General features: G+C 41.0%; 18 protein-coding genes. 8 read left to right on the forward strand and 10 right to left on the reverse strand.

Features of this window, described 5'->3' with window-relative positions; all coding sequences use genetic code 11:
- Positions 1-33: 33 nt before the first annotated feature.
- Positions 34-1,437 (reverse strand): dihydrolipoyl dehydrogenase, encoded by a 1,404-nt coding sequence (gene lpdA, locus QHT84_RS05305; RefSeq protein WP_283238512.1) that lies wholly within the window; start codon positions 1,435-1,437, stop codon positions 34-36.
- Positions 1,438-1,539: 102 nt separating this feature from the next.
- Positions 1,540-1,992: an Lrp/AsnC family transcriptional regulator gene (locus QHT84_RS05310; protein ID WP_283238513.1), complete on the reverse strand. Its 453-nt coding sequence runs from the start codon at positions 1,990-1,992 to the stop codon at positions 1,540-1,542.
- Positions 1,993-2,200: 208 nt separating this feature from the next.
- Here QHT84_RS05310 and QHT84_RS05315 point away from each other — a divergent pair, with 208 nt between their 5' ends.
- Positions 2,201-3,451, forward strand: a complete 1,251-nt coding sequence (locus tag QHT84_RS05315) for an aminotransferase class I/II-fold pyridoxal phosphate-dependent enzyme (protein WP_283238713.1) — start codon at positions 2,201-2,203, stop codon at positions 3,449-3,451.
- Positions 3,452-3,508: 57 nt separating this feature from the next.
- On the opposite strand, the gene QHT84_RS05320 is transcribed toward QHT84_RS05315, so the two are convergent.
- From QHT84_RS05320 to QHT84_RS05335, 4 genes are read right to left on the reverse strand one after another with little or no spacing between them, the layout of a single operon-like run.
- A complete protein-coding gene (locus QHT84_RS05320; protein WP_283238514.1) occupies positions 3,509-3,955 on the reverse strand; it encodes an SRPBCC family protein in 447 nt (148 codons plus the stop codon).
- Positions 3,956-3,959: 4 nt separating this feature from the next.
- Positions 3,960-4,412: an SRPBCC family protein gene (locus QHT84_RS05325; RefSeq protein WP_283238515.1), complete on the reverse strand. Its 453-nt coding sequence runs from the start codon at positions 4,410-4,412 to the stop codon at positions 3,960-3,962.
- Positions 4,413-4,420: 8 nt separating this feature from the next.
- Positions 4,421-4,879, reverse strand: coding sequence for an SRPBCC family protein (locus tag QHT84_RS05330; RefSeq protein ID WP_283238516.1), 459 nt, complete (start codon positions 4,877-4,879; stop codon positions 4,421-4,423).
- Complete coding sequence (locus QHT84_RS05335; protein ID WP_283238517.1) at positions 4,876-5,199, reverse strand: ArsR/SmtB family transcription factor; 324 nt, start codon at positions 5,197-5,199, stop codon at positions 4,876-4,878. The genes QHT84_RS05330 and QHT84_RS05335 overlap by 4 nt, the downstream gene beginning before the upstream one ends.
- A 268-nt stretch (positions 5,200-5,467) precedes the next feature.
- Here QHT84_RS05335 and QHT84_RS05340 point away from each other — a divergent pair, with 268 nt between their 5' ends.
- Positions 5,468-6,385 (forward strand): T9SS type A sorting domain-containing protein, encoded by a 918-nt coding sequence (locus tag QHT84_RS05340; RefSeq protein ID WP_283238518.1) that lies wholly within the window; start codon positions 5,468-5,470, stop codon positions 6,383-6,385.
- A 9-nt stretch (positions 6,386-6,394) separates the two neighbouring features.
- Complete coding sequence (locus QHT84_RS05345) at positions 6,395-7,747, forward strand: M28 family peptidase (RefSeq protein ID WP_283238519.1); 1,353 nt, start codon at positions 6,395-6,397, stop codon at positions 7,745-7,747.
- On the opposite strand, the gene QHT84_RS05350 is transcribed toward QHT84_RS05345, so the two are convergent.
- Positions 7,748-8,860, reverse strand: coding sequence for a hypothetical protein (locus tag QHT84_RS05350; protein WP_283238520.1), 1,113 nt, complete (start codon positions 8,858-8,860; stop codon positions 7,748-7,750).
- A gap of 102 nt (positions 8,861-8,962) precedes the next feature.
- On the opposite strand from QHT84_RS05350, the gene QHT84_RS05355 reads away from it, so the two are divergent.
- The 5 genes from QHT84_RS05355 to QHT84_RS05375 all read left to right on the forward strand — a co-directional run bounded on the left by QHT84_RS05355 (position 8,963) and on the right by QHT84_RS05375 (position 13,916).
- On the forward strand, positions 8,963-9,808 hold the full coding sequence (locus tag QHT84_RS05355) for a class I SAM-dependent methyltransferase (RefSeq protein WP_283238521.1): 846 nt from the start codon (positions 8,963-8,965) through the stop codon (positions 9,806-9,808).
- Between the two features lie 79 nt (positions 9,809-9,887).
- On the forward strand, positions 9,888-10,160 hold the full coding sequence (locus QHT84_RS05360; protein WP_283238522.1) for a DUF4242 domain-containing protein: 273 nt from the start codon (positions 9,888-9,890) through the stop codon (positions 10,158-10,160).
- 88 nt (positions 10,161-10,248) lie between these two features.
- On the forward strand, positions 10,249-11,283 hold the full coding sequence (locus QHT84_RS05365) for a hypothetical protein (RefSeq protein ID WP_283238523.1): 1,035 nt from the start codon (positions 10,249-10,251) through the stop codon (positions 11,281-11,283).
- Between the two features lie 3 nt (positions 11,284-11,286).
- Positions 11,287-12,702: an MBOAT family O-acyltransferase gene (locus QHT84_RS05370; RefSeq protein ID WP_283238524.1), complete on the forward strand. Its 1,416-nt coding sequence runs from the start codon at positions 11,287-11,289 to the stop codon at positions 12,700-12,702.
- Between the two features lie 113 nt (positions 12,703-12,815).
- On the forward strand, positions 12,816-13,916 hold the full coding sequence (locus QHT84_RS05375; protein ID WP_283238525.1) for a VIT1/CCC1 transporter family protein: 1,101 nt from the start codon (positions 12,816-12,818) through the stop codon (positions 13,914-13,916).
- A 230-nt stretch (positions 13,917-14,146) separates the two neighbouring features.
- Here the strand turns inward: QHT84_RS05375 and QHT84_RS05380 are convergent, their stop codons facing one another.
- The 3 genes from QHT84_RS05380 to QHT84_RS05390 form a co-directional block, all read right to left on the reverse strand.
- On the reverse strand, positions 14,147-14,557 hold the full coding sequence (locus QHT84_RS05380) for an OsmC family protein (protein ID WP_283238526.1): 411 nt from the start codon (positions 14,555-14,557) through the stop codon (positions 14,147-14,149).
- A gap of 74 nt (positions 14,558-14,631) precedes the next feature.
- Positions 14,632-15,261 (reverse strand): NADPH-dependent F420 reductase, encoded by a 630-nt coding sequence (locus QHT84_RS05385; RefSeq protein WP_283238527.1) that lies wholly within the window; start codon positions 15,259-15,261, stop codon positions 14,632-14,634.
- Positions 15,258-16,028, reverse strand: a complete 771-nt coding sequence (locus tag QHT84_RS05390; protein ID WP_283238528.1) for a type 1 glutamine amidotransferase domain-containing protein — start codon at positions 16,026-16,028, stop codon at positions 15,258-15,260. The genes QHT84_RS05385 and QHT84_RS05390 overlap by 4 nt, the downstream gene beginning before the upstream one ends.
- Positions 16,029-16,120 lie beyond the last annotated feature (92 nt).

Genomic DNA, 16,120 nt, shown 5'->3' on the forward strand with positions numbered 1-16,120 from the left:
GAATATCTGAAATCTGAATATCCGAACATCCAACTATACGTGCAACGCTCTATTATCCGTAGCGGCTAAAGCGGCTTCTTTCACGGCTTCGGCGAAAGTCGGATGCGCATGTGACATGCGTGAAATATCTTCGGCAGAAGCACGGAATTCCATCGCGGTTACGGCTTCGGCTATCAAATCGGCACAACGGGCACCAATCATGTGCACGCCCAATACTTCATCGGTTTTGGCATCGGCTAAGATTTTTACAAATCCGTCGTTATCGGCACTGGCACGTGCTCTTCCTAAGGCTTTGAACGGGAAGCTTCCGGCTTTATAAGCTATGCCGTCGGCTTTTAATTGCTCTTCGGTTTTACCCACAGCGGCTACTTCCGGCCAAGTGTAGACAACCCCTGGAATTAAATTATAATCGATGTGTGGTTTTTGACCGGCTAAGATTTCGGCTACCATAACACCTTCTTCTTCGGCTTTATGAGCCAACATCGCACCGCGTACTACATCACCAATCGCATAGATATTCGGAATATTAGTCTGCAAATGGTCATTCACTTCAATCATGCCGCGCTCGGTTACTTTGACTCCGGCTTTATCTGCAGCCAATCCATCGGTATAAGGACGTCGACCAACGGCTACCAAACAATAATCGCCTTCAAAAGATACGGCATTGCCTTTGGCATCGTCGGCAACCACCGTCACGTTTTTGCCTTTGCGGGTCACTTCTTTTACTTTGTGGGACGTGTAGAACTTCATGCCTTGTTTTTTCAAGACTTTGGTTAATTCTTTCGACAAACCGCCATCCATACCCGGAATAATGCGGTCTAAGAATTCGATTACCGAAACTTGCGCCCCCAATCGTAAATAGACTTGTCCTAATTCGATTCCGATAACACCACCGCCAATGATGATTAAATGTTTCGGTACTTCCGGTAATTTCAACGCTTCGGTAGAAGTGATTACTCTTTCTTTGTCTAATTTAATGAAAGGCAAAGTAGAAGGTTTAGAACCGGTAGCAATGATGATGTTTTTTCCTTCGATGACTTCTGCGGAACCGTCGGCTTTGGTTACTTTTACATGCGTCGCATCTTCAAAAGAACCAACGCCTTCAAAAACGGTAATTTTATTTTTATCCATTAAGAACTTTACGCCGCCACTGGTTTGGTCTACTACCGCTTGTTTTCGGGCAATCATTTTTTCCAAATTTACTTTCACGTTACCCGATACTTCGATACCGTGATCGGCAAAGTGTTGTAATTCTTCGTAATGATGCGATGAAGCTAACATTGCCTTTGAAGGAATACAACCTACGTTTAAGCAAGTACCTCCTAAAGTACTGTATTTTTCGATGATAGCGGTTTTGAAACCCAATTGGGCACAACGAATGGCAGCTACATAACCGCCCGGCCCTGAACCTATGATGACAACGTCAAATGCACTCATGATAGTATAGAAATTAGTGTGTTTTACTTTTTTTGTGCCACAAAATTACAGTTTTTATTTCACTAAAAAGCGAAATAATTTGCTTAAAAGCTATAGCTTATTTTACAAGGTGAAAGCGGTCGTGTTTTTGACTTCACCAATCATAAAAGTACTGTGGGTACTGCCGATGTGTTGCAGCGTAGTGAGCTTAGTCACCATAAATTCGCGGTAGGCCTCCATGTCTTTGACACAAATTTTGAGGATGTAATCGTAGTCGCCACTCACGTGAAAACACTCCAAGACTTCATCGAGCTTTACCACTTGGTGTTCAAAAGTGGTCAGGAATTCTTTAGTGTGTTGGATAAGCTTGATATGACAAAACACTACAAAGCTTTTATCAATTTTAGCTCGGTTCAATAGGGCAACATATTTATCGATGATGCCTTCTCGCTCCAGTTTTTTGATGCGCTCATAAACCGCTGTAACCGATAGATTGAGCTTCACCGAGAGTTCTTTCGTCGTTTTTTTGGTGTCTTGTTGGAGTAGGGTGAGGAGTTTTTTGTCGATGTTGTCCATGGTTTGCAGGTTTCGGGTTTCGGGTTTCGGGTTTCGGGTTTCGGGTTGGAATAGTTTTTAAAACTGAAATTGTTCTTTGTAAGGGTTAAATTTAATAAAATATTCTGTTAAGTTAATTATTTATAGTTTAAAAATCTATATATTTTTATTTGTATTGATTTATTGTCTGTTTAAATTGAAATTTGAACTTTAAATGAATCCCAACTTTATGAATCCCAACTCAGAACCTTCAACCTTCAACCCGCAACCTGCAACTAAAACGAATTTCCATCCTGCCGATAAAATCCAAGACCTGCAATACTTCGGTGAATTCGGTGGCGTCAATCCTTCTATATCCGATAGCTCTACGTATACGTTTCTTTCGGCCAAAACCATGTTTGATACTTTTGAAGGCAATGCCGAAGGCTGTTATTTGTATTCGCGTCACTCTTCGCCCATGAACTTGTACTTAGGGCAAGCTTTGGCCGCGATGGAAGGTACTGAAAGTGCTAATGTTGCCGCCTCGGGGATGGGTGCGATTACACCTGTTTTGCTGCAATTGTGTGCAGCCGGCGACGAGATTGTCTCCAGCCGTACCATTTATGGCGGAACCTATGCTTTTATGAAAAATATGTTGCCGAAATGGAATATCAAAACCCGTTTTGTTGACATTACCAAGCTAGATCAGGTAGCGGCCGCCATTACTCCGAATACCAAAGTGTTGTATTGTGAAACGGTGAGTAATCCGTTGTTGGAAGTAGCCGATATCGAATCTTTAGCGGTTGTTGCCCGCGAAAACAATATCAAATTGGTGGTAGACAATACCTTTTCGCCTTTATCGGTGGCGCCGGCAAAATTAGGTGCCGATGTGGTCATCCATAGTTTAACCAAGTTTATCAACGGCAGTAGTGATACAGTTGGTGGCGTAGTTTGTGCTTCGCAGGAATTTATCAACAATTTGAAAAATGTAAATGATGGTGCCAGCATGCTTTTAGGGCCAACAATGGACAGTTTACGTGCAGCCAGCATTCTGAAAAATTTGCGAACGCTTCATATTCGTATGAAGCAACACAGTCATAACGCCCTTTATTTGGCTCAAAAATTTGAAGCCGATGGATTAAAAGTAGTGTATCCGGGGTTGCCAAGTCACCCGAGTCATTCCTTGTATGCTAATATGATTAATCCGGAATACGGTTTCGGCGGCATGATGACTGTAGACGTAGGCAGTTTGGACAAAGCCAATGAGTTGATGGAATTGATGCAACACCGCAATTTAGGTTACTTGGCCGTGAGTTTAGGTTTTTATAAAACACTGTTCAGTGCACCCGGCACATCAACCTCGAGTGAGATTCCGATGGAAGAGCAACTGGAAATGGGCTTAACCGATGGTTTGATTCGTTTTTCGATTGGATTGGATAACGATATAGAGCGCACGTACCACCTGATGAAACAGTGCATGCAAGAGTTGAACGTTCTCTAAATTTTTATATTTTAATTTGGTAAAAGTCCGTTGGTGCGCCATACCAACGGACTTTTTTTATTGGTTTTTTTCGAGATATTCCACCAGTGAAATGTTGAGGATATGATTCCAGCCCATGTCAAAGTTTTCTCTTTTAAGTGCCGGTTCGGTTACGTCGAACGGAATGGTGAAGACATGGCTGAAATGCAATTCGGTCGTGCTTTCATCTACCGGTTGTAATTCCCATGTTACTACAGAAGTACCCGAATATCCCGGATATTCCCAACTGTACACCAGTTTGCGGTTTGGAATGATTTCGAGCATCACGCCGCGGTGCAACCACTGTTTGTCTTCGGTATCGCCGGCGGACCATTCAAATGTTTGTCCGATCTTTAATTGCCAGTCTTCGGCAAAATCAAAATACCATTGTTTTAAATGGTCTCTTTCAGTGATTACTTTCCAGAGTGTTGCTGCTGATGCCTTATATCTTTTTATGAGACTAAGGCTGTTGTCTGTTTTTTCCATGTCTTTACTTTAATTGATTTTTTAAATAAGCTTCCAGTTTTTCCACGTTTTGTCTTAATCCATCGGCTGCATTGAATTTTTTGACCACTTCTATCATTTCTTCTTTGGATTCAAACAACATTTTCCAATGTAATTGGGTTTGATTGGCAATGCTTTCAAATTGTATAGTAGAAGTGAATTTTGGTACCGAAGTATGTTCGTAGATTATTTTTTGATGTAATACCACTTCTTTAAAAATACTTTTGTTGTCATAATCGGTGCCATCGGGTCCGTGCATGATTAGGTTCCATTCGCCTTCTGGTTTTATTTCCATTTTGTGGATGGTATTGGTAAAACCGTTTGGTCCCCACCAATTTTTAATATGATCAGGATTGGTCCAAACTTCCCAAACCAAATCGATGGGTGCGTTGAGTAGGCGAGAGAAGTTAATTTCTCTGTCTGTTGTGTCATTTTCCATGGTTGTCTTTATTTAAGTTGATTTAAGTATACTTCTAATCTGTCCACGTTTTGTTTTAAGCCTTCATTGATATTAAAAAGATTCATAATGCGCCGTAACTCTTCTTTGGTTTCAAATAACATTTGCCAATGAATATGGGTTTGTTTGCCTTTTACTTCAAATTGTATAGTGGCTGTAAATTCATGGCCTGATATATGATTGTAAGCGATTTTTTTATGCTTTTCTACTTCCGTGAAAATACTTTCGTTGTCATAATTGGTGCCGTCGGGACCGTGCATGATTAAGGTCCATTCTCCGCCAGGGATTAAATCCATTTTGATAATGGTATTGGTAAAGCCATTGGGACCCCACCAGTTTTTGATGTGGTCAGGATTGGTCCATAGTTCCCAAATCAGGTCAATGGGCGCATCGAGTAATCGAGAAACGGTAATTTCTCTGTCGGCGGTGTCATTAAGTGATGTTGTCATTGTTTTTTATCTTTTTGAAGTTGGTCTAGATAGGTTTCTAGAGCATCTAGTTTGCTTTCCCAGAATTGTTTGTACTGTTCAATCCATAGCGAAACTTCACTCAGTTTTTCCAGTTTGGCTTCACAATAGCGTTCACGACCTTTGTCTTTTATTTCAATCAAGCCGCACTCGCTTAAAATTTTTATGTGTTTGGATATGGCAGGGCGACTGATGTTGAAGTTTTCCGCTACGGCATTGAGTGTTAAAGTTTGGGCAGCCAACAAACTCAAAATAGCTCTTCGTGTCGGATCGGCAATGGCTTGAAAAACATCTCTTCTCATATGATGAAGTATTTAATAGGTAACTAATCGGTTACAAATATATATGTAACTAATCGGTTACACAAATTAATTGACCATTATTTTATTGTTTAGGTTTTAATTTTAACTTTTGTAATCAAATACTTCTTCAAATTTTATAACTTTATCATTTGTAAATAATTAGATTATGACTAAAAGTTACTTCTACTGTATATTTCTTGTGCAGAGTTTGTTTTCTCAGGCACAGATAATCAATTTTCCGGATCTTAATTTTAAGAACAGGCTATTGATGGCCGATGTCAATAACGGAATTGCAGTTGATAATAACTATAGTTTTATAGTCATTGATACCAATGGCGATAACGAAATTGAAGTAGCTGAGGCCTTGGCGGTTTATCAACTTGATTTGAGTAATTCCTCCATTACATCGTTATCAGGGATAGAGTATTTTGCCAATTTAAGCTGGCTCGACTGTGACAGTAATTCGGTCTCTTTGTTACCCTTGGGTTCTTTGACGAATTTAAACGGCATCAGTTGCAGGAACTGTGGTTTAACCTCGCTCGATGGCATAGAGGATTTGCTTCATTTACAAAGCATTAATTTTTCCAATAATCCGATAACGGCTGTGGATTTGCAAAATCTTCCCGAATTGTGGAGAATTTGGGGCGAAAACACCTTGTTGACTTCCATTAACCTCTGCGGAACACAAGTTCGTTTTTTGTGGATAGAGAACAATCCTTTATTGACCCATTTGTATCTAAAGAATGGTGTGGTTTCTAATGATTTGGCCAGATACAACAGACAAATCCCGCCACCTCTGCACAATTTTGAATTTGGCAACACCCCTTTGTTAAATTATATTTGTTATGATGAAGGTGAATATGACGCAGTGTTTTACGGGATTAATTTTAACCCAACCGGCAAAACCCTGACTACAGATTGCAATAACACTTGCGCTTTATCGGTTCCCAATACTCAAAATACAGTAACCTTTTCTGTTTATCCTAATCCAACAAATGGGATGTTGAATTTAGTCTTATCGCCTCAAACAATTGTTAAATCAGGCTTTATTTATAATACGGTAGGTCAAAAAGTAGTAACTTTCGATACTATTGCGATTGATGTTGGTTTCTTACCTCAAGGCACTTATTTCCTTACCTTGGAAACCAACAAAGGAATAGCAACTGAATCCTTTGTGAAATTATAATTAAAAGCAATGAAAAAGTACTTTGTACTCTTAACCATGATTGTGGTGGTATCTGTATCTGCCCAAACCGATAATCGCTTTTATGACATTATTGAATCGGTTTCAGCACAACGTTTAGAGAAAGACATCCGCACCTTAGCCAATTTTGGTACCCGGAATACGTTTAGTGATACCCTTTCCAAAACTCGTGGGATAGGAGCTGCAAGACGCTGGATCAAAGCCGAGTTTGATAAAATCGATAAAAACTGCAACAATTGTTTGGAGGTTTTCTACCAAAAAGATTTGGTTACACCAAAAGACGGTAATCGCATTCCCAAAGAAGCCTATGTGGTCAATGTAGTGGCTATTCAAAAAGGGACTAAGTATCCGAATCGCTATATCATCATGACAGGCGATATCGACAGTCGCAATTCCGACACCATGGATTATACCAATGATGCTCCCGGTGCCAATGACAATGCTTCGGGTATGGCCGGTACTATTGAAGCAGCAAGAGTTTTATCCCAATACCAATTTGAAAACAGCATAGTGTATCTCGGACTTTCAGGCGAGGAGCAAGGCTTATTTGGCGGAAAAGGTTTTGCTGAATACGCCAAGAAAAACAATTGGGAAATCATAGGCGTGCTCAATAACGATATGATAGGCAACATTGAAGGGGTAGACGGTGTCATCGATAATCGTACGTTTCGTATTTTCTCGGAACCAACACCGGTAACCGAAACGGAGAAAGAACGCAACCAGCGCCGTTTTTATGGTGGCGAAGTCGATGGTATTTCCCGTCAATTGGCGCGTTACATTCACAAAGCGGTGAGTACGTATATGCCCGAAATGCATCCGATGATGGTATATCGTTTAGACCGATTTGGTCGCGGTGGTCACCATCGTCCGTTTAACGACTTGGGTTACGCCGGGGTTCGCATCATGGAAGCACATGAAAATTACAACCGCCAACACCAAAACAACCGAGTAGAAAACGGGATTAAATACGGCGATGTTATTGAAGGGGTCAATTTTGAATATGCCAAAAAGCTAACCGCAGTCAACGCTATTGTTTTAGCAGGTTTGGGCTGGTCGCCGCCCGAACCTAAAAATGTAACTATCGGCGGCGTAGTAGAACCCCATGCCAAACTCAAATGGGACAAAGTGGCTGATGATTCGGTTGTGGGTTATAAAATTTACTGGCGATTGACCACTTCACCCCAATGGGAATACAGTCGGTTTGTAGGGAATACCGATACTTTTGAACTCAAAGGCATCGTGATTGACAACTATTATTTCGGGGTATCGAGCGTGCACCAAAACGGACAAGAGAGCGTGGTGGTTTTTCCATCTGCCGTGATGCGAAGCACCACCGGTAAATAATCAACCTTGATTCCAATAGGCTTCCAGTTTTTCCTGAATGTTTTGCAACGGCGTGGCTATGGCATTCACATATTGGAAATTCCCGTCTCTTTGATTGTTAATTGATAACTGAATCGGACAGGCTTCACTTTGAATGGCATTGACTTTAAATTCATTCAGCTCCGAATGGTAAACCAAATACGGTGCGCCTGAAGAACCGAATCGGAAGTAGCCTTTAATCAAATACCGCAATCCTTCCAGAGTGTAATTCCCGCCAATGCGCTCCGGGAAAATGGCAAAGTGCTCCGTAAAGCCGTCTATTTGGGCCTTGTTCAGCAATTTGCCGACTTCACTGGTAGGAGAACTTTGCAAGCAATAATAATTGTCTTGATTATCGGGTAAAATATCGAAATTTATTTTTACCGAAGGAATTACATTTAGTATTTCTTCGGGTGTATTGACAATTTTATACAGCGCGATATCATCATTATAAAAGGCTTCGACTAATGCTACTTCAATTAGAAAAGTGTGACGATTAATAGCAGGTTCTGCAAAATGAGTGGTGGTGTCAAAGTGAGTTGTTAATTCCGGGTTTTGATAAAAAAGCGGCTCTTTGAACTGCACAATTAAATGCGTTTGACAGATTTTTTTCTCTAAGAAAGTTACCCAACGCGTATCAAAATTAATCTGTTTTAAAATGTCGATCGCCTGTTGGTAATCATTAGGATTCTGACTGTTCCAAAACCTTTTTTGAACTTTAGCATCCAATACAAAACAGTTTTCAAAAAATTGTTTTTGCGGATTGTTTAAATAAGGAAGTATGTCAGTAACAAAAATACGTTCCTCAATCGATTTAAAAATTTTGGCTTCTGTTTTTAAGTTGTGCGCCACAGACAATAGATACCCTTTTCCTATGTGAAAAGCACAGATATTATTTTCAAAATGTCTTCGGATAGGATCGTTTACCGTTTGGGTAAACATGATGCGGAACAGCGGAGAAGTTTGCTCATGGGTTAGTTCAAGCTGTTTTTGAAGTTTTTGGTTTATCATAAAAGGAGTCAGGATAATATTGATGGCTTTATCGGTAATCAAATATAGAAAAGAAATAAAGAATAATAAATCACTGGCTTTCAATTTTTTACTACATTTACAAGACGTAATTAACGACCCAATTCTGCTTTAACCTTTGATACGCGTTTGCTAATAAGGGAATTTATTCATTTTAATGATGACAGCATGGAATCAGAATTGGAACAAATCAGAGAACAGCAAAGGGCTTCCTGGAACAAGTTTTCTCCCGGCTGGAAAAAATGGGACGATTTAATGATGGATTTTTTACGGCCTATGGGTAATGAAATCATCCAATCCCTTCAACTTAAAGAAACAGACCATGTCCTGGATATAGCTGCCGGAACCGGTGAGCCGGGTTTGACCATCGCTGCCTTAGTAGGAAAGGGAAAAGTGGTAATCACCGATTTGTCCGAGGACATGCTTGACATTGCTAAAGAAAATGCATTGCATAAGGGTATCAACAACATTGAAACCCTTGCTTGTGATGTTTGCGAACTTCCTTTTCCCGACGATAGATTTGATGCCATTAGTTGCCGTTTCGGATTTATGTTTTTTCCCGATATGCTTTTGGCGGCCAAAGAAATGGCAAGAGTCCTTAAACCGGGCGGACGAATAGCAACTTCGGTTTGGAATGTACCCGAAAAGAATTTCTGGGTAACGGCTATCATGAGTACTATCAACCGAAACATGGAATTACCACCGCCACCACCGGGCTCTCCGGGGATGTTTCGGTGTGCACAAGATCAATTCATTGCCGATTTATTTGTTCAGGCCGGTTTGAAAAATGTGACCCAAAAAGAAGTGTTAAGCCAATTAAAAACCCAAACCACTGAGGTGTACTGGACCATGATGACGGAAGTGGCAGCACCTTTTGTTGCGGCGTTGAGTAAAGCTGATGATGCGACTAAAGAAAAGATTAAAACCGAAGTTTTTCAAGCAGTTAAAGATAAATTCCCCGATGGAAATGTACACATTGATGCCAGTGCATTAGTCATCTCCGGAGAAAAATAAAGTGGAGTCCGGAAACCACTCTAATCAACGGGGCACAACCGAAAAGCCATACAAGTAGGAGTTTTAAAAGTATTTGCTTATGCCTAAATTCATTATCGAAAGAGACATTCCCGGAACAGGCGATTTGACGCCCGAACAACTCAAAGGAATCTCACAAACCTCGTGTGGAGTGTTAAACAAAATGGGACCTGATATTCAATGGGTGGAAAGTTTTGTAACCGGAGACAAAGTATACTGCGTATACATTGCAACCAACGAGAATCTAATTTTAGAGCATGCCAAACAAGGTGGTTTCCCGGCCAATAGAATTTCTAAAGTGGTGAACACCATAAGCCCGGTAACCGCTGAGTAAAAAAACAGCAATGAATATCGATATTCATTGCTGTTTTTTTGTCGTATTTATCGGCACTTACATTGCAACCAACCATTAATTATAAAAAATGAATTTAAAACAATCACTCATTGTTGCCGTGCTGGTCAGTCTGTCCGGTTTGGCTGCTTGGGAATGCTATTGGCGTTCTCAAGGTTTTTACCCCAATATTGATGACAATAAAGATTTGTGGGCTGTCCAGCGCGCCAAAGTAGCCGATTTAACTGATGATGATGTGATATTGATAGGATCCTCTCGGGTGCTTTTCGACATTCAATTGGACGAATGGGCGGAAAAAACCGGAAGAAAGCCCTTGCAGCTGGCCTCACCGGGTTCATCACCACTGCCTGTTTTTCATGACTTAGTGGAAAATACCGATTTTAAAGGCACCATTTTGGTGGGCGTAACGCCGGGTCTTTTTTTCTCTACTACTTTTCCTGAAGCTTTTCCGTGGAAACGACCGCAAACGAAAGTCGACTATTATCACAACCGAACGTATGCACAGCAGCTCAATCACATGGTTTCACTGCCTTTGCAGCGTAGTTTGGTGATGATGTCGGGTAGTGAGGAAGAATGGTCAGACGACATTGATTTGAAAGCTTTAGTAAGTCGAATTACAATCGGAAACCGAACCGGAGCCCCTGATTTTCCTCCTTTTTATAATTTTAACGATACCCGAATCGACAGAAATACCACGATGACGGCACGTACCGTAAATGACACCGCTTTTGCCAATTCCATCAAAAAAGTGTGGGAATTCTTCGGTAAAAGTGCGCCGCCACCGGATAAAAAGGCTACGATGGCTTTCTTTTTACAAGATTTGAAAAAGTATAAAGCCCGTGGCGGAACAGTACTATTGGTGCGATGTCCCTCGAGTGGCATGCTCAAAAAAGGGGAAGATATGGTTTTGCCGAGAGTCTCTTTTTGGGATGAATTGGTCAAACAGGCACAGGTCAAAAGTTACTATTTTGAAGATTATAAGCAATTGCAATTCGAGTGCCCGGAATGGTCACACTTATCGGCGTCAGATGCCCGTAAATTTACGGTTGAATTGGTTAAAATATTGAAAACCGACGGCGTATTGTCTAATCCTAAAAATCAATAAGCTATGTTATTTAATTCCTTAAGTTTTATAGTGTTTTTGGTGATAGTTTTAGGGTTATACTATACCAAGTTTTTCAATTGGACATTCAAAAAAAGAATGTTGCTTTTGGCCAGTTATGTGTTTTACGGATTGTGGAATCCGCCCCTGGTTATTTTATTGTGGATTTCAACGGTTATCGATTGGATTACCGGTAAAGCACTAGCCACAGAAGAAAACAAAAGAAAACGACTGCTTTGGTTACTGCTTAGCATGGTGGTTAATCTTGGTTTTCTTTTCTTTTTCAAGTATGGTAATTTTTTATTGGAGAATTTCACCCTGCTGATAAATGCTATGGGAATGGACTATCATCCGCTTCCGATGGATATTATTTTGCCGATGGGCATCTCTTTTTACACTTTTCAAACCATGTCATATACCATCGATATGTATTGGCGCAAAACCGAAAGGGTAAAAACTTTTCTTGACTTTGCATTGTACGTAACTTTCTTTCCGCAGTTAGTGGCAGGACCTATAGTAAGAGCAGGGGATTTGGTTACCCAGTTTTATGAGGAAAAGCGCGCTACCACGAACCAATTTATCTGGGGACTGTTTTTATTAACCATGGGATTGTTTCAAAAAGTGGTTTTAGCCGATACATTGTTGTCCAAAACATCAGATACCGTTTTTAATTCCGATAAAGTACTGAATACTTGGGATGCTTGGACAGGAACCTTGGCTTTTTCGGGCCAAATATTTTTCGATTTTGCCGGCTATTCAACGTGTGCCATCGGATTGGCGTTGATGCTTGGATTTCATCTTACGGATAATTTTAGATATCCATATGCGGCTATTGGTTTCTCTGACTTATGGAGAAGATGGCATATTTCATTATCCACTTGGTTAAGAGATTATTTGTACATACCATTGGGTGGTAATCGTAAAGGAGTTATCCGAATGTATGTTGCCTTAATGCTGACCATGTTATTGGGTGGTTTGTGGCACGGAGCCGCTTGGACCTTTGTGGTTTGGGGTGCCTTACACGGTTTCTTTTTGGTGATGGAACGGCTACTTAAAAATGTAATTCGCATCAAAATAAACTTTTGGAACGGAATTATTTTAGCTTTAGCGACGTACACCTGTGTTAATTTTACTTGGGTGTTTTTCAGGGCTCGAAAATTTGAAACTGCTCAAAATATTATTGAATCGATGTTATTTATGCATACCGATGGCGCTAAAGTTGTTGATGCGTTTTCAATTATTAAGGTTTTTACACTGATAGCCTTAACCTTTATCTGCCACTGGATGATGCGGAACACCTCCTTAGAAGCAGCAGCTCAAAAACGTTCTCCTATCGTTCTGGGGATGGTTTGGGCAATCATGCTTTTCTTTATAGCCATCGCGCAAGGTAATGGCGAACAGTTTATTTATTTCCAATTCTAAAATTCCTTTTATTACAAAAAAAGAGTCGGCACCTGCCGACTCTTTTTACGCTTAATTTATACTCATTCTTAGCCGTTTCTTCATAACTTTATACTACATTTCATTATAAAATCATGGCCAGTCTTAAAAGTATTCAAACCGAAGTTGATGTATGTTATCTCTATAAAATTTTAGCCGAGAATGAAGAAGATGAAAATGTGGCGGCGGTTTTCAGGCAGATGAGCGACATAGAGCACAGTCATGCCTTGGCTTTTTTAGCTAAAAACAACTTAGAGGAAAGTCATCTGCCGCAACCTTCCGGAAGGGCTAAAACGCTGCATCTGATTGGGAAGTGGTTTGGCTATGATTATATTTTAGGGGTTTTGTTAGATACCGAAAAAAGCGTTTCTTCTTCTATTTTAAAAGCTCGGAAACAAACCCAAACCCAAGAATCGTTGTCCGATACGGCTCATGTGACTATACTGAAGAACATCCTCAGCAATAATTCTAAAGTGTCCGGCGCCAATTTAGCCCGATTTGAAAAGCGCCATCGTTCGGTAGGCGGTAATGCCTTACGTGCTGCGGTTTTAGGGGGTAATGATGGGTTGGTTTCCAATTTCAGTTTGGTTATGGGTATAGCCGGAGCGACGAGCGGTCAGGATGAAGTGTTGTTGGCCGGTCTAGCCGGATTGCTGGCAGGAGCCTTGTCTATGGCTTTGGGCGAATGGATTTCGGTGAAAAGTTCCCAAGAATTGTACGAAAATCAAATGCAGTTGGAATTGGAAGAATTGGAAACCAATCCCGAGGGCGAGCAACAGGAATTGGCCTTAATTTATAGGGCTAAAGGCATACCCGAAGCGCAAGCCAAAACTATGGCCGCCGATATGATGCAAAATAAAAGTCAGGCTCACGACATGCTCATCAAAGAAGAATTAGGCATTAATCCCGAAGATTTAAAAGGCTCGGCTATGGAAGCGGCGCTGACTTCCTTCTTTCTTTTTGCTCTAGGTGCTATTATACCGGTATTTCCGTTTTTCTTTTGGGGCGGTATGCAAGCTGTGATTATCAGTACAGGATTAAGTGCTGCCGGATTATTTTTGATAGGAGCTGCCATTACCTTATTTACCGGAAAAAGTGTTTGGTACTCCGGAATGCGTCAGGTGTTTTTCGGACTGGCAGCCGCAGCCATCACTTTCGGTATCGGAAAATTAATCGGAGTTTCGGTAGCGGGATAAAAAAAGGAGGTCCATTTTAGACCTCCCGTTTTGTATGATTTGGATTTATCATAAACCAATACCTCTTGATACTGTTACTAATTGAATTATCGCTTTGATACCTTCAACTGATAAATCAAAATCATACTCAAATGTAGTGCTTTTTACCATAAGCCACTGTTAAAAAATTGTTTTTAACGTCAACTTAACGTTGCTTTAACAGTGTAAATCAGACACTTGTTTTTAGTGCCTTAGTTCAACGTATATTGCACGCTGATTTTGGTGTTGAGTAATTTTGAAATCGGACAATTGGCTTCGGCATCTTTGACCAATTCGTCAAACTGAGCAGGATCAATGCCATCCACTTTGGCAGTTAGCGTCAAATTGGAAGCGACGATAGTGCCGTCTTCAAAAACTATCTCTGCCTCGGTTTTGAGTTCCGTAGCTGTAAATCCCGCCGCTTGTAAATTAAAAGCTAGTTTCATCGAGAAACAGCCGGCGTGTGCGGCACCGACCAGCTCTTCCGGATTGGTTCCGATGCCCTCTTCAAAACGCGAACCAAAGGAATATTGTGTCTGATTTAAAACGGTGCTTTGCGTGGTCAAATGTCCTTTGCCGTCTTTTCCTGAGCCGTTCCAAACGGCAGTTGCTCTTCTTTTCATACCTAGAAAGTTTAATAACTATAAAAGTACATCTTTTTTTGACTTCTTTCCGTCAGCTTAACATAAAGTTACTATCATCGGGTAAGTTGCGCCCAAACAAAATGGGGATGGTGTCCATCACGGCGTACCATTTTTACCCAGAGTAAGGTCAGGTGCTCTAAATGCAAAGCTTGATCCAGTTTTCCGGTGTCCAAAGGTTCGAACCCAATAGTCTCAATCAGACCCGCAGTTACTTTTTTGGCATCCGCATCATTACCGGCCAGCATCATCACCGGTTTTACGTTGTAATTCGGATAGACCGCATCGGCAAAATTTTCAAAACCGTAAATGGTAAAGGCTTTTACCACTTTGGCTTCCGGTGCCCATTCCTGAATTTTTTCACTACCCGAAATCTGGCTCTGCAAGCCATGTGAAATTCCGGGTCCGACCGGATTGGTACAATCAACCAAAATTTGATGTTTAAATCGAAGTGATTTCAGCAGACTTTCATTCGCTTGGAATGGAGTGGCCAAAAAAACCACTTCAGCCTCGTCCACTGCCTTTTGTATACTTTTGATTCCGAAGTTCGGATTTTGCTTCAGTGCTTTTTGCACACTTTCAGAGTCGCGATCCTCGGTTGCAATTACAATTTGATGCCCTTTTCGTTCCAACTGATTGGCCAAGGCAAAGCCCACATTACCAATCCCAATAAATGCCAGTTTCATCGTTTTGTGTTTAAAAGTTTTACGACTAATAGCGCTGCGGCTTCACCGGAGTTTTGTTGTTGACCGGTAATTAAATTGCCGTCTTGTATGGCATAAGCGCTGAAAGGTGCCGCTACTTTAAAATGAGTACCCGTTAGTTTTCGCGCTTCGGTCTCTATGCGATACGGTTGGATTTTCATGCCTACTGCCTGATCGGCAAAATCTTCCTCGGCATCAGCAAAACCGGTCCATGTTTTGCCTTTAACCAATAAGTCACCATTTGATTTTTTGGCCTCCAACAGTAAAGTAGTGGAGTGGCACACCGCAGCCGTTGGCTTACCCGATTCGTAAAATGAAACCAATAGTTCTTCTAACGCTTTATTACCTCTGAAAGTATACATCGGACCTTGTCCGCCAACTAAAAAGAGGGCATCAAAATCTTCTGTGTTTACCGCTGTTATTTTTTCTGTATTGGCCAACATTTGATGAAAAGATTCTTGTTGCAGATAGCCCAGCGTAATCACATCATGAGCCGCATAGCCACTGGCATCCGTCGGATTGGAATAGCTGTCCATCATCAAAGCGCCGCCTTCTGTAGAAACCAAAGTTATATCATAACCGGCTTCCTGAAATACGCGTAACGGATGGGTTAATTCGGCAGCCCAAAAACCAATAGGCCAACCGGTTTGCGGACTCACACTTGGTGAACTGGCCACCATTAGTATTTTTCCTTTGCTTGGGGCACCGTGAAAGTGCACATAGTGTTCGGTTTCTTGTATCGTACTCATAACTTTTTTAGTTTTGTTTCACACAAAGCTATATCGGTATCGTGCTAAATACAATAACTGCGTATCTTTGTAAGTCACTAACAAAAATGTAA

It is taken from the genome of Flavobacterium sedimenticola (genome assembly GCF_030053345.1).
GTDB lineage: Bacteria > Bacteroidota > Bacteroidia > Flavobacteriales > Flavobacteriaceae > Flavobacterium > Flavobacterium sedimenticola.